Source organism: Kamptonema formosum PCC 10802 (genome assembly GCF_000332335.1).
Lineage (GTDB): Bacteria > Cyanobacteriota > Cyanobacteriia > Cyanobacteriales > Oscillatoriaceae > Oscillatoria.
In genome coordinates this window covers 6822337-6841819 of record NZ_KB235948.1, presented here as the reverse complement: position 1 = coordinate 6841819, position 19483 = coordinate 6822337, and the positions used below count along the sequence as shown (strand labels likewise).

The 19483-nt window shown below is 54.9% G+C and carries 19 protein-coding genes; 12 read left to right on the top strand and 7 right to left on the bottom strand.

Annotated features, from left to right (window positions below):
- Positions 1-39 precede the first annotated feature (39 nt).
- Complete coding sequence (locus OSC10802_RS51545; RefSeq protein WP_155968580.1) at positions 40-207, bottom strand: hypothetical protein; 168 nt, start codon at positions 205-207, stop codon at positions 40-42.
- An 83-nt stretch (positions 208-290) separates the two neighbouring features.
- Between OSC10802_RS51545 and OSC10802_RS0130065 the strand changes: the two genes are divergently transcribed.
- Both OSC10802_RS0130065 and OSC10802_RS0130060 read left to right on the top strand, forming a co-directional pair.
- Positions 291-1625, top strand: coding sequence for a glutamine synthetase family protein (locus tag OSC10802_RS0130065; RefSeq protein ID WP_017720490.1), 1335 nt, complete (start codon positions 291-293; stop codon positions 1623-1625).
- Positions 1625-2758 carry an amidohydrolase family protein gene (locus OSC10802_RS0130060; RefSeq protein WP_017720489.1) on the top strand — a complete coding sequence of 378 codons (1134 nt, stop codon included), beginning with the start codon at positions 1625-1627 and terminating at the stop codon, positions 2756-2758. The genes OSC10802_RS0130065 and OSC10802_RS0130060 overlap by 1 nt, the downstream gene beginning before the upstream one ends.
- A gap of 116 nt (positions 2759-2874) precedes the next feature.
- Here the strand turns inward: OSC10802_RS0130060 and OSC10802_RS0130055 are convergent, their stop codons facing one another.
- Complete coding sequence (locus OSC10802_RS0130055) at positions 2875-3081, bottom strand: hypothetical protein (RefSeq protein WP_026098940.1); 207 nt, start codon at positions 3079-3081, stop codon at positions 2875-2877.
- Positions 3082-3853: 772 nt separating this feature from the next.
- Entirely contained in the window at positions 3854-4267 is a 414-nt protein-coding gene (locus OSC10802_RS0130045; protein WP_017720487.1) for a DUF6335 family protein, read from the bottom strand.
- Positions 4268-4459: 192 nt separating this feature from the next.
- On the opposite strand from OSC10802_RS0130045, the gene OSC10802_RS0130040 reads away from it, so the two are divergent.
- From OSC10802_RS0130040 to OSC10802_RS0130025, 4 genes are all read left to right on the top strand, one after another.
- On the top strand, positions 4460-4678 hold the full coding sequence (locus OSC10802_RS0130040; protein WP_026098939.1) for a hypothetical protein: 219 nt from the start codon (positions 4460-4462) through the stop codon (positions 4676-4678).
- 150 nt (positions 4679-4828) lie between these two features.
- Positions 4829-5923, top strand: a complete 1095-nt coding sequence (locus OSC10802_RS0130035) for a DJ-1/PfpI/YhbO family deglycase/protease (protein ID WP_017720485.1) — start codon at positions 4829-4831, stop codon at positions 5921-5923.
- 230 nt (positions 5924-6153) lie between these two features.
- Positions 6154-7491: an erythromycin esterase family protein gene (locus OSC10802_RS0130030; protein WP_017720484.1), complete on the top strand. Its 1338-nt coding sequence runs from the start codon at positions 6154-6156 to the stop codon at positions 7489-7491.
- Between the two features lie 195 nt (positions 7492-7686).
- Positions 7687-7926: a hypothetical protein gene (locus tag OSC10802_RS0130025; RefSeq protein WP_017720483.1), complete on the top strand. Its 240-nt coding sequence runs from the start codon at positions 7687-7689 to the stop codon at positions 7924-7926.
- Between the two features lie 141 nt (positions 7927-8067).
- On the opposite strand, the gene OSC10802_RS0130020 is transcribed toward OSC10802_RS0130025, so the two are convergent.
- Positions 8068-9237 carry a baeRF7 domain-containing protein gene (locus OSC10802_RS0130020; protein WP_017720482.1) on the bottom strand — a complete coding sequence of 390 codons (1170 nt, stop codon included), beginning with the start codon at positions 9235-9237 and terminating at the stop codon, positions 8068-8070.
- Between the two features lie 447 nt (positions 9238-9684).
- On the opposite strand from OSC10802_RS0130020, the gene OSC10802_RS42455 reads away from it, so the two are divergent.
- The gene (locus OSC10802_RS42455; protein ID WP_017720481.1) at positions 9685-10314 is read left to right on the top strand and encodes a DegT/DnrJ/EryC1/StrS family aminotransferase; all 630 of its coding nucleotides are present in this window, start codon (positions 9685-9687) and stop codon (positions 10312-10314) included.
- Between the two features lie 67 nt (positions 10315-10381).
- Positions 10382-10894, top strand: coding sequence for a hypothetical protein (locus tag OSC10802_RS0130010; RefSeq protein ID WP_017720480.1), 513 nt, complete (start codon positions 10382-10384; stop codon positions 10892-10894).
- A gap of 788 nt (positions 10895-11682) precedes the next feature.
- Here the strand turns inward: OSC10802_RS0130010 and OSC10802_RS0130000 are convergent.
- Positions 11683-11877, bottom strand: coding sequence for a hypothetical protein (locus OSC10802_RS0130000; RefSeq protein WP_017720478.1), 195 nt, complete (start codon positions 11875-11877; stop codon positions 11683-11685).
- Positions 11878-12765: 888 nt separating this feature from the next.
- On the opposite strand from OSC10802_RS0130000, the gene OSC10802_RS0129995 reads away from it, so the two are divergent.
- The 4 genes from OSC10802_RS0129995 to OSC10802_RS0129980 all read left to right on the top strand — a co-directional run bounded on the left by OSC10802_RS0129995 (position 12766) and on the right by OSC10802_RS0129980 (position 17193).
- On the top strand, positions 12766-14028 hold the full coding sequence (locus tag OSC10802_RS0129995; protein ID WP_017720477.1) for a GTP cyclohydrolase II: 1263 nt from the start codon (positions 12766-12768) through the stop codon (positions 14026-14028).
- Between the two features lie 133 nt (positions 14029-14161).
- Complete coding sequence (locus tag OSC10802_RS0129990) at positions 14162-15394, top strand: URC4/urg3 family protein (protein WP_017720476.1); 1233 nt, start codon at positions 14162-14164, stop codon at positions 15392-15394.
- Positions 15395-15629: 235 nt separating this feature from the next.
- A complete protein-coding gene (gene upp / locus OSC10802_RS0129985; RefSeq protein WP_017720475.1) occupies positions 15630-16265 on the top strand; it encodes a uracil phosphoribosyltransferase in 636 nt (211 codons plus the stop codon).
- On the top strand, positions 16201-17193 hold the full coding sequence (locus OSC10802_RS0129980) for an SDR family NAD(P)-dependent oxidoreductase (protein ID WP_232731787.1): 993 nt from the start codon (positions 16201-16203) through the stop codon (positions 17191-17193). The genes upp and OSC10802_RS0129980 overlap by 65 nt, the downstream gene beginning before the upstream one ends.
- Before the next feature lie 112 nt (positions 17194-17305).
- Here the strand turns inward: OSC10802_RS0129980 and OSC10802_RS0129975 are convergent, their stop codons facing one another.
- Together OSC10802_RS0129975 and OSC10802_RS0129970 are read right to left on the bottom strand one after the other, a co-directional pair.
- Positions 17306-18238: an ABC transporter permease gene (locus OSC10802_RS0129975; RefSeq protein WP_017720473.1), complete on the bottom strand. Its 933-nt coding sequence runs from the start codon at positions 18236-18238 to the stop codon at positions 17306-17308.
- A gap of 184 nt (positions 18239-18422) precedes the next feature.
- Positions 18423-19463 (bottom strand): ABC transporter permease, encoded by a 1041-nt coding sequence (locus OSC10802_RS0129970; protein ID WP_044170230.1) that lies wholly within the window; start codon positions 19461-19463, stop codon positions 18423-18425.
- Positions 19464-19483: the final 20 nt, after the last annotated feature.

Here is a 19483-nt window from a genome sequence, read left to right as displayed (position 1 = left end):
AGCAACAAAGACAGCCGTCTCCAAGATTATGTTCGCGAATTAATGGGCGTAATAACCGCCGGCAGATATCCTCAACAAACCCGCCCCGGCACACAAACCGGCATCTCCTTCCCCACCGGCACAAAAAGATAAACCCCTGACGTTTGACTGCCGGCTGGCGCAGTCGAGTGCCGGTGGGCCACAAAAGCTGACCTTATATGCCGACACCTTCTCCATTATTATTACTTTAACACAAATCCTGCCAATTGCAAGGGGTTTCCCCTAAAATTGAAAAATTACAGGAGGGTTTCATGGAAAACGACTTACTAGAATCTCTTAAAAGTGCGAGTGTTCGGTTCATCCGCGTGCTCTGGTGCGATAACGCCAATGTGATTCGGGCTAAGGCGTTTTACATTGGCGTGCTCTCGGAGCACATCGAGACAGGTATCGGCATTTCGGCGGCGCAGCAGGCAATTCCGGTAATGTACGACGCCGTGGTTCCCGAAACTGGCCTTGGGCCGGTGGGCGAAGTCTGGCTGGTGCCCGATTGGTCTAGCCTCAGCGTTTTGCCCTACGCGCCCGGTCACGTCCGCGTAATAGGAGATATAATCAAAGATGGAGAAACTTGGTCGCTCTGTCCGCGCGGCTTCCTGAAACGGATGGTTGCGGAGGCGAAAAACGAGGGACTTGAGGTGATGGCTGCCTTTGAAAATGAGTTCTACCTGCTGCGCCGAACTCCAGAGGGAATCGTGCCGGCTGACGAGACAGTGTTTGCCTCCACCCTGGGGATGGATCTCAACCGAGCGGTTATCGACGAAATTGCCGACGACCTCATCGCTCAGAAAATGCCGGTGGAGCGGTACTATCCCGAATCCGGTCCCGGACAGCACGAAATTTCCATTCGCTACTCAGAAGCTTTGCAAGCCGCCGACCGGCAAATTGCCTTCCGGGAAACCGTTCGCGCTGTCGCTATCAAACACGGATTGAGAGCCTCTTTTTTGCCTAAAATATTTGCAGATAAAGCCGGCAGCGGCTGTCACCTGCACCTGAGCCTGTGGCGGGACCGGCAAAATATCCTCCCCGATGCTGCCGGTGCTGGGGGGCTGTCGCAAACCGCTCGCGCTTTCATTGCCGGCATTCTCCACCACTTACCCGCCCTGATGGCGCTCACCACACCCACCTCAAACTCCTACCGGCGCATCCGCCCGCACTTCTGGAGCGGCGCTTTCCGCGCGTGGGGTCCCGACAACCGCGAGGCGGCTGTCAGGATACCCAGCAACCCCGCCCCTCCCAGCCCGACTCACTTTGAGCTCAAGACGTCTGACGCCTCCGCCAATCCTTACTTGGCGTTGGGCGCAGTCATCGCAGCTGGGCTGGATGGCGTGCGCCGCAATCTCGATCCCGGCGAGCCGGTGGCGGTTGACCCCGGATACCTGTCAGAAGCGGAGCGCAGCACTGGCAGAATCGACCGGCTACCGGCTTTTTTGGGTGACGCGATCGGGCAGCTCAGCCGCAACGAAACGCTGCTGAGCGCCCTGGGCTCAGAACTGGCGCGAGCTTATCTGGCTGTGCGCAAAGCGGAGTGGGAAGCGATGAAGGATATGGAGCTCGAAGAGGAGGTGAAACTCCTGCTGGAGCGCTACTGATGGATATTTGGCAGATTCCTGTAATTGACCAGCACGCCCACAACCTGCTCAAACCGGCAGTGGCGGCGAGCTACCCCTATCCCGCTTGCTTCACGGAAGCGCATGACGCCGAATATGCCAGCACCGGCGCTCGGCACACGCTTTGCTACCGGCGCAGCTTGCGGGAAATTGCGGCGCTGCTCGATTGCGAGCCGGCAGAAGAGTCGATCCTGGCGCAAAGAGCCAGCTTGGGGCTAGAGCGACTCACCGAGCTGTGCTTCAGTGCCGGCAAAATCGAGACGATTCTGCTGGATGACGGCTTTCTTCCCGATGATATTTTACCGCTAGAATGGCACCAGAGGTTCGTGCCGGTGCGCAGGCTCCTCCGGCTGGAAATGCTGGCGCAAACCCTCCTGAGCCAGACAGACTCCTTTGAGACATTCTTAGAGCGATTCCGCGCTGAGATTGATCCGCCGCCAGCCGGTGTTGCCGGTTTCAAGAGTATCGCAGCGTACCGCACGGGTTTAGATATACAGTTTGTATCGCCGGAAGTTGCTGCCTCCCGCTTTTATGCCCTGGTAGAGACGCGACGAAATCTTGCGCCCCTACAAGAAAAGCCGATGCGCCTAGCCGACAAACCCCTGATAGACTTTCTCCTAGGGCAAGCCTTAGAGATTGCAGCCAAACACGGGATGCCGGTGCAGTTCCATACAGGATTTGGAGATCGCGACCTAGATTTAATTAAAGCAAATCCCCTTTATTTGCGCCCCCTGCTGGAGGATCCCAAATATCAAAACGCACCGATTGTTTTGCTGCACGCCTCCTACCCATACTGTCGGGAAGCGAGCTATCTGGCATCTGTCTGTCCGCAAGTTTATCTGGATTTTGGCTTAGCCGTACCCTTCCTAAGCGTTTCTGGAATGCGGGAAGCGGTGCGCATGCTGCTGGAACTAGCACCGGCAACCAAGCTAATGTACTCCTCAGACGCACATTTTATTCCAGAACTGTACTATTTGGCTGCCAAATGGGGGCGAGAAATCTTAGCGCAAGTTTTGCGAGAAGCCATCGAGGATTCCGATTTGACTGTGGGAGAAGCCGAGGAAATTGCCGGTGCTGTTTTGCGAGAGAACGCTCGCACTCTCTACCGGCTGTAAAATTGTTAGGTCAGGTTATATAGCGGTTTATCCCTCGTTCCCAGGCTCCGCCTGGGAACGCCCCTCTGGAGGCTCTGCATCCTGTTTCCAACAAGCCGCATTATTAGCCTAACAGCTTATCGCTCCTCGTCTCTCAAATCCCCTCTCAGCTCTCTTTCGGTGCTGTACATTCGGGGTGAGACAGCAGGGTTTTGGACAATCTCTTCTGGGTTGCCGGTGTAGCCACCCCCATAAACAAGATCCTCTGCTGGATCTACCGCTGGCTGGAGTGTCTCTATCGTTCTGTTTCTTTTTTTGTGCGGTAGATTGACTGGAGGTTTCACTCTTCATGGCTTATTCTCCTAAAATGGTAAACTAGATCGAGTGCGTATTGCTTAACTCAATTTACCAATTTTTACTCCATATTTTTAATTATACCAACCCTAGATAATTCATATTATAGCAGTATGCATTTAGGTTAGAACATTAGACCTTCAGGCTCGGCGGACGCCGTACCTACGTCTATTATATAGCAGTAAGCATTTAGGAAACGTAAATTCTGGCCTCCCTTGCCCTCCCGCTCCCGAAGCTTCTATTGTTAGAACCAATATGACTGCTGCTATAATAGACAGGAATTAAAGCGCAATATACTCAATTCGTAGTAGGGGGAGGGACAGGCGAGACGCCTGTCCTACGTCTTAATAACCCGCTGATCTGCGGCGATTTTTCATCGAATCAAGAAACGCAAAATAGCAAGTTTAGACAGCTATTATAGCGGCTTTAATCTGAGTGAGTTCTGAGAGATTGAGAAACCCGGCTTCTTAAATAACCCGGGTTTTTGGCAATACTTTATCTGACTGAAACTGCTATATTCAGGTTGCTTGAGGGAGCCTACTTGCTGTCTGTATTTCAATCCAAAATGCAAAACACAAAATACAGGCTTGATACAATTCCCACCGGCGAGCTGGCGCGGGGAAATAAAAAGTGAGAAAGGTAAAATGACTTTTACCCTTCTCCCTCGTTTTGGTGAACTCCCAAACCGCCTGCCCCTTTGCTGTTCCCTCGCGCCGTTCCCATCCCCACGAGGCGGGCAATTTAAAAATATAAAATTTTCTCTCAATCCCGGCGGTTATGGTAATCTTCAGAAGACATGGGGTCTAACTCCCATCTCTTATCATCCCGTGTTTCCAGAATTTCTGTGGTGTGCAGAAATTCGCTGTCGTCCATTTCCAAACCGACAGCAGCTCCCAGCTGATCGACAACGCTCTGATCGGGAGTGGCAACCGTTCCGCCAACCGCTTCCTCTCCCACCGAATCCGCCTGTTCCCACGCCGCATCGACATCTCCGCCGGTGAGCCGGGGGCTAGTCGATGTGTATTTTTCCAACTCCTGGATCATCCGGCGACTGCCGACATTGCGCCCCGGCACTTTTGGGATGCCTGTTTCAGCCGGCGTGTTTTCCTGCGGCGGTGCCTCGCTTTTGGGCGGACTGCCTGTATCTCTAGTTTCTTTATGGGCTGACTCTACCATAACACTTCTACTTTATGCCTCTCTTTTAGTTTAGTCACAAAGCGGCGAAACCGATATATCCCTTTAGAAGGAAACAAATCTATGACTTTAGGGTGAAGAGAAATGAGCGGCAAACGTCCTACGCTAAAAAAAGATTTGACAGCGCTGAGCAACTTGTGCTGTTAAGTGGTAACACGAGAGGAAAAGAAGAAGATGACGACACAAAACACTGGAACCAGCAATGAGCAATACGACTTGGTGAGCGTGCTCTATCACGCGCTAGAGGGCGCTGAGACGTACCAGAAGTATGTCGAAGACGCGCAGCAGGCTGGGGATAGCGAACTGGCCGATTTCTTCCAAGACGCTATGGATCAGAGCCGCCAGTGTGCGGATCGGGCGAAACAGCTGCTCTCGCAACGGATGAGCCAGTAACCGGTGAGTGCGGGGTCAGCGCGTCACTCGACCCAAAAAGGAAAAAGTAAACAGGAAAAAGGCAAAAGCTTAAGCCCTCCTTTTTGCTTTTTCCTTGTTGTGCCGGCAGGCGTGCGTGTGTGAAGGATGCGACGAATAGGAGGAAAAGTCGTGGGATCAAACAATCGAGAAAAAGCTAAACGAGTCGCCATACTCGTAGAAAGCGGTTTCGAGGATTCAGAATTTCAAATCCCCTACAAGGCGATGCAGCAAGCGGGGTTCGAGGTGAGGGTGCTCGGCTCTCGCATGAATGAAACCTACAGAGGCAAGCGGGGAAAAGTTTCCATTAAACCAGACGCCACAACAACGGAAGCGCGAGCGCTGGATTTCGATGCGGTGATTGTCCCCGGCGGCGTGGCTCCCGACAAGATGCGCAAAAACCCCAATACCGTGAAGTTCGTCCAACAGGCTGCCCGCGAGGGGCTGCTGGTGGCTGCAGTTTGCCACGGACCGCAGCTTTTGATTGAAGCCGACTTGCTGGCGGGCAAAAACGCCACCGGCTTTATCTCTATCCGCAAGGATATAGAAAACGCCGGCGCGCACTACATCAACCAGGCGCTTGTGGTTGACGGCAACCTGATCACCTCGCGACAGCCAGGAGATCTGGCGATTTTCACGACGGCGATTCTCAACCGGCTCGGTTACGGGGGGAAGGAAGCGGCGCTGCCGGCGGAGAACGATCCGGCGGCGGAATGGTGGAAACTCGCTGACGCTTGGGGCGGCTCCACCAAAGGGGATATCGTGAAGGCGCTCAACACGGCGCTTGCCGGCGAGCGCTATTCCCGCCAAGCGTTCGAGCAGTACGCCGAGAAGACATCCGATCGCGAATACCTGGCGCTGCTTCACGAGATGCTGGAGAGCAAACAGCATCACATCGAGATGCTGGAAGCGCGGCTAAATGCCCTCGGAGAAAAACCCTCCCTAGCGGCGAACACGGCTGAGCCTTTAGCCAAGTTGAAAACCGCGCTGCACGGAAGCGACGAAATCGATTTGCTGCGCCGCACGCTCGGCGATATCGGGACCGGCGTTGTTGACATTTACAACCTGCACAACCAGTTAACCGATCCAGTCTCTGTGGAGCTATTCAACCAAATCGAACTGGATCTGGCTCGCTGCGAACAGCGGGTGGCGGAACTCTACCACGCCCGCTTGGGAGCGCGAACGGTTAAGCCGGCAAAGCCGACAACTGGCGCTGCCGTTACCTGATTTCGGGCGGGAAAAACGCCGGCAGGTCATATCAATTTCGCTTGAATCCCTCTAGTTTGTAAAGCGGTTGGGAACGCCCCTCTAGAGGCTCTGCCTCGTTACGCAACCGATTGAGATGCCATGAATTAGAAGCAATTAGTCGGAATGGCTACAGGGGGTAAAAGGCGAAAGAGAGAAATTTCTCTTTTTCCTTTTTCCTCTGTCTTTTATCTTGACAGAAAGGGAGAAATATGCTAAGCGCGACTGGTGCCGGCCTGACTGATGCCGTGAGGTCTGCCGCCCTGCGACTGACGGGTGCGGCGTCTGACTGGGACTCACTGATGGAACTGATCGGTGACGCCCGCTTTGTGCTGCTGGGCGCGGCCTCCCACGGCACGCACGAATTCTATCACGCCCGAGCCGAAATCACCAAGCGGCTGATCCAAGAGAAAGGCTTCGCGGCAGTGGCGGTGGAGGCGGACTGGCCCGACGCCTATCGGGTGAACCGCTTTGTGCGGGGTGCCGGGGAAACAAGCATAGAAGCCCTCGATGGCTTCGAGCGCTCAGGAGCGTGGATGTGGCGCAATGTCGATGTGCTGGACTTTATTGGCTGGCTGCGGGAATATAATGACGCACTGCCGGCTGGCGCACCGGCTGCCGGCTTTTACGGTTTGGATCTCTACAGCCTGTCGGCCTCAATTCAAGAAGTCCTCAACTATCTCGACAGAGTTGACCCAACCTCCGCTAAGCGGGCGCGACAGCGCTACTCCTGCTTGGGGCACGTCTCCGAGAAAAACCCATTGTGCAAAGACGCCTTTGGTTTCAACTTCTCCGAATCCTGCCAGAAAGAACTGGTCAAACAGCTGGTTGAGCTGCAGCGCCGTGCCGGCGAGTACAAGCAGCGGGACAGCCGGCTGGCGGAGGACGAGTTCTTCTACGCCGAACAAAACGCCCGGCTGGTAAAGAACGCTGAGCAATACTACCGATCCATGTTTGGCGGTCGCGCTTCTTCGTGGAACCTGCGGGAGCACCACATGGCGGAAACCCTCGACGTCCTGGTGGCCCACCTCGACCGGCAGGGGAGAGCCGCAAAAATCGCCGTTTGGGCGCACAACTCCCACCTCGGCGACGCGCGAGCGACAGAGATGGGAGACTTGGACGAGTTCAACGTCGGAGAGCTGGTGCGCCAGCGATACAAGGGCGACGCTGTGCTCGTTGGCTTGACTGCCAACACCGGCACCGTCACCGCAGCTGCCGGCTGGGGCGGGCCAGCCGGGCGCGTGCGCGTCCCGCCGGCACTCCCAGACAGTTACGAGGCGCTGTTCCACGAGACGGGAATCCCCAGCTTTTTGCTGCCCTTACACGACGATCCCATCGCCGCCGGTTTGCGCCCGCGCCGGATGGAGCGGGCGATTGGTGCCGTCTACGATCCAGAGATGGAACTCGTTAGCAACTACTTTTACGCATCCCTATCGCACCAATTTGATGCCGTGGTTTACTTCGACGTTGCGCGGGCGGTCGAGCCGGTCGAGACTGCCGGTGAGTCGCAGACAGACGGAGTGCCGCAGACCTTCCCTTCCAGTCTTTAATCACAGGCAACCCTAACAAACCCTCTTCTTCTCTTTCCTTGGCGCTCCCTCACGGGGGCTGTCAAAAAAGGTACTGAAAAACCCGGTTTCTTAAAGAAACCGGGTTTCTGGACCGTAGCTCATTCAACTGAGATCCGCTATAGCTTCGCTCAATACCGCCCGGTTACAAATTTCGCTTTATAAGGATATAAATCCGTGACAGAGTATAAGTTTCACGATCAGACAAGCCTGGGGGAAACCGCAGAAAAACTAGGAAAAGAAGCTGTAAATTTAGGGCTGATTCCCAGTTTGGTCGTCCGGTACTTTTCCGACAGCCGGCAATTCTACATCCCCAACGAAAATGAATGCCCACCCCTGACCTCAGAGCAGGCATACATGCGCCTGAAAAAATTAGTTGAGGAGTCAGGGAAACAAGCCGCCGGTGCGGCAAGCTGACCTCAAGGTCAAGCCTGGAACCAGAAACCGGGTTTCTTCCCTCAGAATGAACTCTCCGCCGGTTGGTATAGCATGCAACATCCACCCAGGGGATATTGTAGCGGTGTGGCGGGCCGGTGGGGCAGTTCGCCATCAAAAGTATCAATAGCGGAACACCGCTGCTAGGGGTGCTTCATCGGGCACTTTGTCTGGATCGACCGCATAAACTGTGCCGCCGTGCAAGATGGTTTCAATCGCTGCGGTATCCAATAAATCCTCGTCACCGGCTTCTGGATCGGGGTGGAGCTGAAGGGTGCTATCTTCGGGATTGAAGACGCCCCACTTGTGAGCGCCAACGCCAACAAACAGTTCGTCGATTCGCCCGTAATGAGCTGCCGGTATTGCCTCTTCAACGTTGGTGGAAGTTCGGCCCGTGCCGGCAAGTTCCTTGTAGCGCTCAATGGCTTTTTGCTGCGCCTCCATAAACAGGGGCCCCACAATCGGCCACGCTTGGGCGTGCAATTCTTCTGGCTTCAGGATTTCAGCGTTTCCCGCAATCCCCTCACTGACTAAATGCTGGTAAGTATTTGCCTCCCGGTAAATCGGCAGCAGGTACTCGACACTGGCTAGCACAAGAGGGGCTTTTTCTTGCCGCAGACATTCGCCGTAAACTGCCTTATTAATGATGTGAAAATATTGCAGGATATCCCGCTTGATATCGTCGCTGTCAGGGCTTCCCTGTCCGTGAAACGTGCCGGGCTGCTGAAAAGCATTGGCTGTTCCCCCTTTGGAGGTTCCCATTCGGTACTGCGGGTCTTTGCTCCTATCGTCATACAGGAGGGCTTCCTCCATACTCTGTGGCAAATTTTCCAATTCTACTTCCCTGACGCTGTAGCGCGTGCATTCCAGCAGCCTGACTTGCTTTTGGCTCAAAGCCAGAATATAAAACCGGCCATCGCTGGTGAGGAGGGGCAGCAGCGGTTTGAGATGGAAATGGTTGCTGACCGCAACGAATTCTTCAAAATTTAGCGGCAGCCGGTAGGAATGGAATGCGCCGTCAGCCAGGAATATTGCCAGTCCGTCGCTCTGGCGCTCCCAGAAAAATGTGTCATCGAGTTTTTCAGCAGCCGGCTGCAAAAATTCTCGGGCCTCCCGCTGGCTCATCCCCGTCTCGACCAATCGCTCTTCCGCCTCTCGCAGCAAATTTTTGTACCGGATGGGGTTCTGCTGAACTTCTGCCCCTATTCGGTAGGCCGGCATATAAATTGAGACGCACACTCCCTGAGGCTGTTCTACCAGTGTTTTGAGTTCTTCTGCGGACAATAAGCTCATATTTCACTCCCTTTTAACTGCCAACAGCTTTACCTGATGGTGAGGGCGCTGGTTCCCCGATCGCTTTAGCTGACTTGTGCTTGATTCCAGTTGGCTGCAACAGCAAGTCCGCGAGGATAAGTGCGCCTCGCCAACAAAAGATATTTGAAGGTTAATTGCTTCTATAGTAACTGCTACTCCGTTTTCTCACTTATACCGAAAGGCAGAGTTTTATGTTAAGTTTCATGTTAATTGAGGGGGCGAGCCAGGAGATAACAAAACAGAAGCTCGGGCGGTTGGCGGCGGCAGGGAAAGGATGAACAAATTCATTCTGGCTTCCTGCTTCCCGCTCCCACCAGAAATGGGGGCCGGCACCCGGAACCGAGAAAGAATCTGCACTTGACAGAAAGCCGCTTCTATGGTAAAATTAACAAATTATCTTCAATCGGCTTTTGAGTCGTTCAATCAATGTGGGCACGCAAACGGTTGGATATCGATGGGCTGGATTTGGCCTGTGGCCTGGGCGCTGCCCTCAGCTGCCGGCAATCTGAGCGTCAAGCTATCCAAGAACAGCTGGAGCGCGGGTGGCTGGGAAGCTCGCCGGGAGTGGCTCTGGCGTGTCTGTCGGTGCGTTCTGGCTTTGACTTGCTGCTGCAAGCGCTGCAACTGCCGGCGGGGAGTGAGGTGGCGCTCAGCGCTCTCACTATCCCGGATATGGTTCGCACTGTCCGCTATCACGGGCTGACGCCGGTGCCGGTGGACCTGGACCCGGCGACTCTGGCACCAGAGCCGGCTTTTCTGGAGCGAGCCATCACTGCTTCTACTCGGCAGGTCGTGGTGGCGCACCTGTTTGGGACTCGCGCTCCCATAGAGCCGGTGCTGGAAAAAGCCCGCCGCTGCGGTGCGCTAGTGGTGGAGGACTGCGCCCAAGCTTACGCGCCGGGCTTCACCGGCCACCCGGAAGCGGATGTCAGCTGTTTTAGTTTTGGCAGCATTAAGCGGGCGACTGCCCTGGGCGGGGCTTTGCTGCGCGTGCGAGATCCGGCGCTGGCAGGGCGAATGGGGAGCATCCCGGTTGTGCAAAGAAGCTCATATTAATGCGATAATGATTTTAGCAGGGGGTAGGAGGAGAAGATTTTTGACCAGCTGAATCCCGGAAACGGGATTGAAATTTGCCGGCGGCGAACTCTTCCCCCGCCTGCGCCAGCAGCCCTGCACTCCCCTGCTGGCCCTGCTGGCGCGCCGGCTGCGCCGCTACACTCCCGCCCGCATGGCGGCGCAGGTTGAGTGCGGCGAAACTCTGGTCCGCCTGTTGCGCCAGCGCTGCCCCGGGGTCACTGTGCCTGGATCTGCCGCTCCCTACCGCTCCCACTGGGTCGTGCCGGTGCTGGCTGAGCGCCGGCAAACCCTGATTGCCGCCCTCGCCGCTGCCGGTTTTGACGCCACCTCTGGCAGCAGCATGTGCGTGGCCGACGCCCCTGATGGCCCCTATCTGGCGGCCACCACGACTCGCCAAATTTTTGAGCGCCTCGTTTACCTGCCTTGCTATCCAGCCATGAGCGAGGCGGCACTCGTGAGGATGACTGCGGTACTGGCAGCACAGCAGGGAAATATCGAGCGCTTCAGTATTTTGGGCGCAAGCGCCGGTTTCGGCAAGAAATCCCCGACTGCCGGCTGACTGGAGACGCCGGCCTGACCGAAGCTCCAGTCGCAGAGGGGGGGAGCGGGGTTTAAGGCTTGCCGGTCGAGCTTTCTTGGCATCAATCTTCCTCCCTAATGTAATTGATTTTAAGAATCAAATATCTCTCTTTTGAGAGATGCAATTTCAACATAAATACTGTAATGATAAACATGGATTGCACGCATCATTAAGTTCACATAAATCGTCTAAAAGCAGGGGATCTATGAGCGCAAATTTCCGGAATAAATTTTCCGCATTCCCCCATATAACTTTAATAAGTTTGTGGGCGATATCTTACAGTTTGGGGTGGATTATGCTGGGGGCAGCTATTTTGTTAGGAGCTTATTATTCTTGGAAAGATCCGAATAATTATGACAGGCTCTTCAAGTCCTTACCCAAAAATTCCGGCTCTGGGTTCCCGTGCTTTTAAATCCCTGTCAGCGAGTGAAACCTAAACCTGAAGCGGAGGCGGCGTTCTCTCTCGCGGCGAGACATGCAGAGCGCCTACAGTGAGGTAAGGCAGACCGAACCCATTGGCTAGCAGAAAGTTTGGCGCAATTTAACAGTTCATTTATAAAGACAAACTCAAGTCACAAGAAACGGGGCTCCTTGTGGTGGTTTAGCGATAAAATTCTGCTTTCCTACAGAACAATACTGGTTCATGGCCCCGCGTTATTAATTTCTTGAAAAATCCTGTCAAACTCAGGCTAGCAGGTTATGTAATCTTCTTAAATTCTGGAAAAAAGGGTTTTTATAGATTGAATATAGAGGGCACACGCCAAGCGTTAATCGACGACTTTCAGGAATCCTCTTTGGAGAAAATCAAACACTTTTTGAACTTGGGTTTCTTCTTCGGGGCTAATTGAATCTTTGGATAGCAAGGCCGTCATCAGCAGATGCTGGTCCATGCGAGAGATGCGGCGGCGGGTAAATATCTGGCAAATCACTTGTTCGACTGTTAAGGGTAAGCTGGCTGGCATCGGGGTGGCTTGAACTCGACCTTCTGACTGTGCGGCATTCCTGAGGCTCGCCTGGTGATGGCAGGCTTTGGCCAGATGTGATTTTTTGCTCTGGACACTGTGATGCCGATCGCCGGTGGCGGAGGGAGGGGGAAAAGGGCGACAGGGGGAGATGGGGAGAGGGCGAGAGGTTTGAGGTTTCAGCTTGGAGGTTGGGGCCGATCCCCCACACCTTCCCCTCACCCCCAACACCTCACCCCTGACCTCTCACCCCTAACCGGCGAAGCCCAGGATCGGGACGGGTAGGGCACTCGCACCCGCTAGGTCAGCACCAGTCCCGCATTCGGACTGCCCTTCCAAGAATAGTTTTTCTCGCTCATGGCAACTCCTTGTTGATGAGACTGTTTTATTTATTGTTACACTTTATTAAGAAAAAGAAAAAGCGATGCCGCAGGAGGCCAGCAGGATGATAGAGAGCGGGGTGTTTCAATCCCGTTTCCAAAGATTCGCTGGCCAAAAATCTTCTCCTCCTACCCCCTGCTGAAATCATGGTCGCATTGATATGGGCTTCTTTGCACAACCGGGATGCTCCCCATCTTCCCCACCGGCCTCGGGTTGGCCCCACTGGGCGGGTGTCCTGATGGTTTCGGGGGGTGCTGGAAACAGTCTCGTAAGGTACAAGCAAGTCTGGAGCGTGGGATACTTCTCTATCCAAATCCTATTGCTAAAATACTGCTTTGCTCCCACTCAACCGGCGGGAGCGTGCCATTGCATGCAAAAATTTTCACCCTCACCCCCTAACCCCCTCTCCCATCATGGGAGAGGGGGAACGCAAAAAATGGGTGCTTCCCAACCGGCTGACCGCACGCTGAAAAACCGCAATCAACCACTAATTTACAGGAATTATATATGCAAGACAACACTAAAACTCCAAAGCCCAAGCATATTGTTTTAACGTCGCACCCAACGCGATTCGGCCCGAAACCAATTCCGATTCACTGGGGGGAAAAAAACCCGCTCAACCGAGGCCCAGTCATCGCTACTGTGACGAATTCGGCTCACCGAAATGTGATTGGCACTCACGCCGGCTCCTATGCAGTTTATCGCGCCCTCGCCGTAGCCCGAGGCAAACTGCAATCCAATCACCGGCCCGATCTTACCAATACCTCTCCCGCTGAGCAAATTGGCCCCCACCCCAGCTGGGCTGACCCCGATAAGATTGTCTCCCTCGATCCCTTTGGCGCTCTGGTGGGTGAAGTTTACGCGCAATTTTTCGAGGGGGGATACGATATTCGCCCCACAATTGCTATCACAAAAGCTCACATTAATATGCCGGAACTTAAAACGGCAATTCAAGAGGGGCGCTTGCAGGTAGACGGCAAGATTGTCAAAGAGGGTGGGGATTTAGTTGTCACCAAAGCCGCCATTGATCCGGTTTGGTATTTGCCCGGAATCGCCAAGCGCTTCGGAGTGGGAGAAAGCGACCTGCGCCGCACTCTGTTTGAGCAGACGGGGGGGATGTTTCCCGAACTGGTGACTCGCCCGGATCTGAATGTATTTTTGCCTCCGATTGGGGGATTGACAGTTTACATTATTGGGGATATTGCAGCCATTACCGACCCCAATAAACCCCTGGCGGTTCGGGTGCACGACGAGTGCAACGGTTCGGATGTGTTCGGTTCCGATATTTGCACCTGCCGGCCCTATTTGGTGCACGGGATTGAGGTCTGCGTGGGGACGGCTCAGGAAGGCGGGGCGGGCGTAATTGCCTATTTTCGCAAGGAAGGCCGCGCTCTGGGTGAGGTGACGAAATTTTTGGTGTATAATGCGCGGAAGCGCCAGGAAGGCGGCGATCGGGCGGAGTCCTATTTTACCCGCACGGAATGCGTGGCAGGGGTGCAGGATATGCGGTTTCAAGAACTGATGCCGGATGTCCTGCACTGGCTGGGGATTTCCAAGATTGACCGGCTGGTTTCGATGAGCGATATGAAGTATAGCGCTATCGTGCAGTCGGGAATTGAGGTGGTTCAGCGAGTCGCGATTCCAGAGGGGTTGATTCCGCCTGACGCTCAGGTGGAAATCGCTGCCAAGAAGGCGGCTGGTTACTACACTGAAGGGGAGGTGCCCGACCGCGTGGCGCTTGCCGAAATTCAGGGGCGCGGTTTAGAATAAGTAGGTGCTGGAGAAACCTGGTTTGTTAAAGAAAATCAGGTTTCTATAGCGGTTAGAATTGAGGGGTGTTAGAAACCGCCGCCGTGAAGGAGCGCCAAGGAAAGAAAAGAGGGAGGGGGCTCACAATTACTGAATGAGAGAAAATTACGAGGCTATCGCTTATTTGCGCTCGCCGGCAGCTATTCGAGAGCGCTGCGAGCGAATCTTTACTCTAGCATGTGAGGGGAAACTCCGCTATTTTCGCCCTCGTTTGAGCCGGCTGGAAGACGTGGCGGGTTGGGTTATTCAAGTGATTTACGGGCAGTATCCGGATTTGAATATTCCCTTCCATTCGCGCTGGCGGCATTTCGAGGTTGGGGATGTGCCGCGCACAGCTGGGCTGGATGGGGCGCTAGCAGGTCTGAGTGCGGTTGAGCGGGCGCAAGTTAAGTTTGATTTGGCAATGGTTAGCGTGCTTCTGGATGCCGGTGCCGGCGCTGACTGGCAGTATTGCGAACAGGAAACAGGGCTAGTTTACCGGCGATCGGAAGGGCTGGCTGTGGCGAGTTTCCGGATGTTTTGCAATGGCACTTTTTCCAGCAATAGTGAGATGCCGGTGCGAGCGGATGCCGGCGGACTTCAGGGGTTAACTGAGCCAGCCCTGGCGCAGGGATTTCAAGTGAGTCAGTCAAATCCTTTGGTGGGTGCTGCCGGCAGGCTGGAATTGCTGCAGCGACTGGGACAAGCGTTGCAAACCCATCCGGAAATATTTGGAGAGGATAGCCCGCGCCCGGGCAATTTGGTAAATTATCTTTTGGGGAAAGCGCGTGAGGGCAAACTGGAAGCTAAGGCTGTGTTAAAGGCTGTTTTGGAGGGGCTGGGCGAAATATGGCCGGGAAGATTTGCCATTGCCGGTGTTAATCTGGGTGATGTGTGGCCTCATCCCGCGTTGCGAGGGGAGAGCCCCGGCGCTGAGTATGTCCCGTTTCACAAACTTTCCCAGTGGCTGACTTACTCGCTTTTGGAGCCCCTTGAGGAGCTGGGGTTGGAAATCACTGGGCTGGATGAGCTGACGGGTTTGCCGGAATATCGCAACGGCGGGCTTTGCCTGGATTTAGGATTGCTGGAAGTGAAAGAACCGGCAGTTTTGCAAGCGCGTCACTTGCCCGGATCTGAGATAATTGTGGAGTGGAGGGCGCTGACGGTGAGTTTGCTAGACCGGCTTGCTGAGGCAATTCGCAAACAGCTGGGCGCGAGCCCAGAGGCACTGCCCCTGGTTAAGATATTGCAAGGGGGAACTTGGAGTGCCGGTCGGAAAATTGCCGGTGAGTTAAGGGCTGGGGGCGCACCCCCCATTCAGATTGAGAGCGATGGGACGGTATTTTAGAGGGGTTTGTGTCTGGGAACGAACTCCCCGGCGAATGGAATTCGCGGCTATACAAACGAAGTCCGCCTACGCGGACTTAAGATAAGAGCGGGACTTTTAAAACCCGCGCAGGCGGGTTTCGTCTGTATAGCTGCGGTTCCCCTGCGGGAAGCCGCCTTTGGCGGCTACAACCGCCGGGAGACTACGGGACACAGATTTAACGAGAAATCTAGTTAATTAATTAAGGAATTTGTAAATGACAGCCTTCCTAACTGTAATTAGCCATCCTTTAATCCTGCACAAGCTGACGCTGATGCGGAAAGCGGACACCAGCACGGCGAAATTCCGCACGCTTTTGAAAGAAATTGGCATGCTGCTGGCTTATGAGGTGACGCGAGACTTGCCGGTCAAGTATGAGACGATTCAAACCCCAATGGCAGAGATGAGTGCTCCCGCGATCGCGGCGGAAAAGAAGCTGGTAATTATCTCAATTATGCGGGCGGGACAGGGGATTTTGGACGGGATGCTGGAGCTGATTCCTTCGGCGCGAGTGGGGCATATTGGGCTGTACCGCGACCCCAACACTTTGGTGGTGATTGAGTATTATTTTAAGGTGCCCCAGGATATCGAGGATCGGGATGTGTTGGTGGTCGATCCGATGATGGCCACCGGCAACTCTGCGGTGGCGGCGGTTCAGCGGATCAAGGAGACAAACCCCCGCTCAATTAAGTTTGTCTGTTTGCTGGCTGCGCCAGAGGGAATTGAGCATTTTCACGAGCAGCACCCGGATGTGCCGGTGTACACGGCGGCGATTGACGAGCGTCTGGATGAACACGGTTACATTATTCCCGGACTTGGCGATGCCGGCGACCGGCTCTACGGGACAAAGTGAGAGCTATTTTGGATTTTGGATGCCCGGATTTTGGATGCAAGGATTTTGGATTTTGGTGCAAAATTTAATGCAATTAATGCAAAGTTTAAAAGGCAAAGTCGCTGTTGTCACCGGCGCGAGTCGCGGCGGGGGGCGCGGTATCGCCCTGGTGCTGGGTGAAGCGGGCGCAACGGTTTACGTCACGGGACGCAGTGTCAGGGGTGGGCCAACCACAGAGGGCCGGCCAGAAACTATCGACGAGACGGCGGAGGGCGTCACGGCGCGGGGGGGTGCCGGCATCCCGGTGCGCTGTGACCACACGGTGGATGCAGAGGTGGCAGCCCTGTTTGAGCGCGTGAAAGCGGAGTGCGGTCGCCTGGACATTCTGGTCAACAATGCCTGGGGCGGGTACGAACGCTACGATGGAGATCGGTTTGAGGATGGCACAGCGTTTGCCGACCCGTTTTGGGAGCAATCGATGCAGCGCTGGGAGGGGATGTTCACCGCCGGCGTGCGGGCGCATCTGGTGGCCAGCCGCTACGCCGTCCCGCTGATGCTGCCTCACCGGCAGGGGCTAATCGTCTGCACAACGGCGTGGGATCGGGACAAATATCTCGGCAATTTGTTCTACGATCTGGCGAAGAATGCAGTCAGCCGCATGGCGTATGGGATGGCGCGAGATCTCCGCGATCACGGCATCGCCGCCCTAGCGCTCGCTCCCGGTTTAATGCGCACCGAAAGGGTGCTGGCGGCGTATGAGGGGCAAGATTTTGACTTCAGCATTACGGAGTCTCCGGAGTATGTCGGGCGGGCGATCTCCGCTCTCGCCGCCGATACGAATGTGATGCAAAAGTCGGGAAGGGTGCTGGCGGTGGGCGATCTAGCGCGAGAGTATGGTTTTGTGGATATTGATGGCCGGCAATTGCCGGCGTTTAAACTGGAGGAGTGATACGATTTTGGATTTTGGATGCCCGGATTTTGGATGTGCCGGTGTTGCAAAAAGAGTAGATTGACCTTAATAATGAACCGTCATAGACGCGCTGTCTCTCGATATTCCGCGCTCAATTGTCGCGGCTTTCTTTAATATAAGCAATGCCAAGGGCGGCTGGGGGGGTGGATTTGCCGGCTAATCCGACGAGGGCGAGGAGCGCGACGCAATAGGGCAGCATGACTAATAATTGATAGGGGATGTTGAGATTGAAGGCTTGAATGCGCAGCTGCAGGGCTTCTGTGGCTCCGAATAGCAAGCTGGCAAGGGCGGCACCGGCAGGGTGCCACCGGCCAAAAATTAGGGCGGCGAGTGCGATGAAGCCTTTGCCGGCGCTCATCTCTTCTGTGAAGAATCTAACGTGAGCTAAGGCTAAATATGCGCCTCCCAAACCGGAAAGACAGCCGCTGAGGGTGACGCTGAGATAGCGCACAGCGGCGACTGGCACTCCAGCGGTGTCAGCTGCGCGGGGGTACTCGCCAACGGCTCTGAGAGACAAACCGATGCCGGTGCGAAATAGAATGTAGGTGCTGAGGGGAACGAGCAGAAAGAGAAAGTAAACTAGGGGGTCTTGATTGAAGAGTAGGACACCGATAATAGGGATATCTTTGAGTGCGGGAATGCCGGCTGTCGGAATGGCAGGCAGTTGCTGGGTGCTGCCACTGCTAAATACGAGTCTGGCTAAGAAGGAAGTTAAGCCGGCGGATGCCAGATTGAGAGCCAATCCTGAGACTAATTGGTCAACTCGCAGGGTGACGCAGAGATAGGCGTGGAGCAATCCAACTGTTCCTCCCGCAGTGAGGGCGGCAAGAATGCCCACCCAGACACTGCCGGTGTAAAATGCTGCAGCGGCGCTGGCAAAAGCGCCGGCTAGAATCATTCCTTCCAGCCCAATATTGAGGACGCCGGCTCGTTCTGAGAAAAGCCCGCCTAAGGCGGCGAAAGCGATTGGTACTGACAGGCGCAGGCTGGCTGCAAGATAATCGGTGAAAAAGGTGATATCCATTTTATAATTTAGCTCTTAGCTTCTAAATTATCTCGTTCCCAGGCTCCAGCCTGGGAACGCATCGGGAGAGGCTCTGCCTCTCGTTCCTCATTCCTCATACGAGTCACAAGAGAGCGAGAGAAAGGAGGCAGAGCCTCCTGGGAGGCATTCCCAGGCAGAGCCTGGGAACGAGAGAAACTTTGGGCTAAAGCCCTTTATTGTTGCGAGCTTCGAGTGCTAGACTAATAGCAATGAAGAGGACTGTCAGCCCCTGAATGGCATAGACGACAGTCACCGGCACGCCGGCACTGCGCTGCATGACATTCGCGCCGCTGCGCAGGGCACCAAAGAAGAGGGAAGTGAGGACAGCACCGGCAATATTGCCGCGACTGAGAAAAGCAATCCCCAGCGCATCAAAGCCGTAACCGCCAGAGAACTTGTCGAACAGCCTGTATTTTAAACCCATCACCTCACCGGCACCCGCCAGCCCAGCCAACCCGCCCGCCAGCGCCATCACTAACATAATAGTGCGCCCCACAGAAATGCCAGCATATCGCGCCGCAACGGGATTGAGCCCCACGGCTGCGATTTGATAGCCCAGAGGTGTGAGCTGCAGTATCGCCCACACGAGCGCCGCCGCCACTAGGGCAATTAAAATGCCGGCGTGAGCGAGACTGTTCGGCAGAATCACCGGCAGCTTTGCCGAGTCAGAAATCAGCGGCGTGTAAGGGCTGGGCGCTCCTTTTTCCATGAGTGGCCCATCCACGAGATACCCCACAAAATTGATGGCGATGTAATTCATCAGCAGAGTAGAAATCACCTCATTGACACCTCGCACCGCTTTGAGATATCCTGGAATTAACCCCCATATCGATCCCAGAACAAACCCGCCCAGCAGCGCTAGCGGCACATGAAGAAATGCCGGCAAACCCTGCAGGTAAAGTCCCACCAGCGCACTCCCCAAACCGCCCATATAAATCTGCCCTTCGCCGCCGATATTGAGCTGGTTCGCTCGCAGAGCAACCAGCACCCCCAGCGCAGCTAAAAGCAGCGGAGCCATCTTAGTCAGCGTATTGCCAAATCCGAAATAAGTCGCCAGCGATTCTTGAAACAGGGCGACATAAGCCGTCACCGGATTCGCCCCAGCCAGCACAATCAATCCCGCCCCAACCAGCAGCGCAGCCGCAACCGCAACCACCGGCGATAAAAATGGCACAAACCTTCCTGCTTTTCCGTCTCTTTTCACTCTTCCCTTGGCGTTCTACT

Excerpts from the sequence above, each read along its gene's own strand:
- OSC10802_RS0130065 (WP_017720490.1), top strand. The coding sequence starts at position 291 with ATGGAAAACGACTTACTAGAATCTCTTAAAAGTGCGAGTGTTCGGTTC.
- OSC10802_RS0130060 (WP_017720489.1), top strand. The coding sequence starts at position 1,625 with ATGGATATTTGGCAGATTCCTGTAATTGACCAGCACGCCCACAACCTG.
- OSC10802_RS0130045 (WP_017720487.1), bottom strand. The coding sequence starts at position 4,267 with ATGGTAGAGTCAGCCCATAAAGAAACTAGAGATACAGGCAGTCCGCCC.
- OSC10802_RS0130040 (WP_026098939.1), top strand. The coding sequence starts at position 4,460 with ATGACGACACAAAACACTGGAACCAGCAATGAGCAATACGACTTGGTG.
- OSC10802_RS0130030 (WP_017720484.1), top strand. The coding sequence starts at position 6,154 with ATGCTAAGCGCGACTGGTGCCGGCCTGACTGATGCCGTGAGGTCTGCC.
- OSC10802_RS0130020 (WP_017720482.1), bottom strand. The coding sequence starts at position 9,237 with ATGAGCTTATTGTCCGCAGAAGAACTCAAAACACTGGTAGAACAGCCT.
- OSC10802_RS42455 (WP_017720481.1), top strand. The coding sequence starts at position 9,685 with ATGTGGGCACGCAAACGGTTGGATATCGATGGGCTGGATTTGGCCTGT.
- OSC10802_RS0130000 (WP_017720478.1), bottom strand. The coding sequence starts at position 11,877 with ATGCCAGCCAGCTTACCCTTAACAGTCGAACAAGTGATTTGCCAGATA.
- OSC10802_RS0129995 (WP_017720477.1), top strand. The coding sequence starts at position 12,766 with ATGCAAGACAACACTAAAACTCCAAAGCCCAAGCATATTGTTTTAACG.
- OSC10802_RS0129990 (WP_017720476.1), top strand. The coding sequence starts at position 14,162 with ATGAGAGAAAATTACGAGGCTATCGCTTATTTGCGCTCGCCGGCAGCT.
- upp (WP_017720475.1), top strand. The coding sequence starts at position 15,630 with ATGACAGCCTTCCTAACTGTAATTAGCCATCCTTTAATCCTGCACAAG.
- OSC10802_RS0129980 (WP_232731787.1), top strand. The coding sequence starts at position 16,201 with ATGAACACGGTTACATTATTCCCGGACTTGGCGATGCCGGCGACCGGC.
- OSC10802_RS0129975 (WP_017720473.1), bottom strand. The coding sequence starts at position 18,238 with ATGGATATCACCTTTTTCACCGATTATCTTGCAGCCAGCCTGCGCCTG.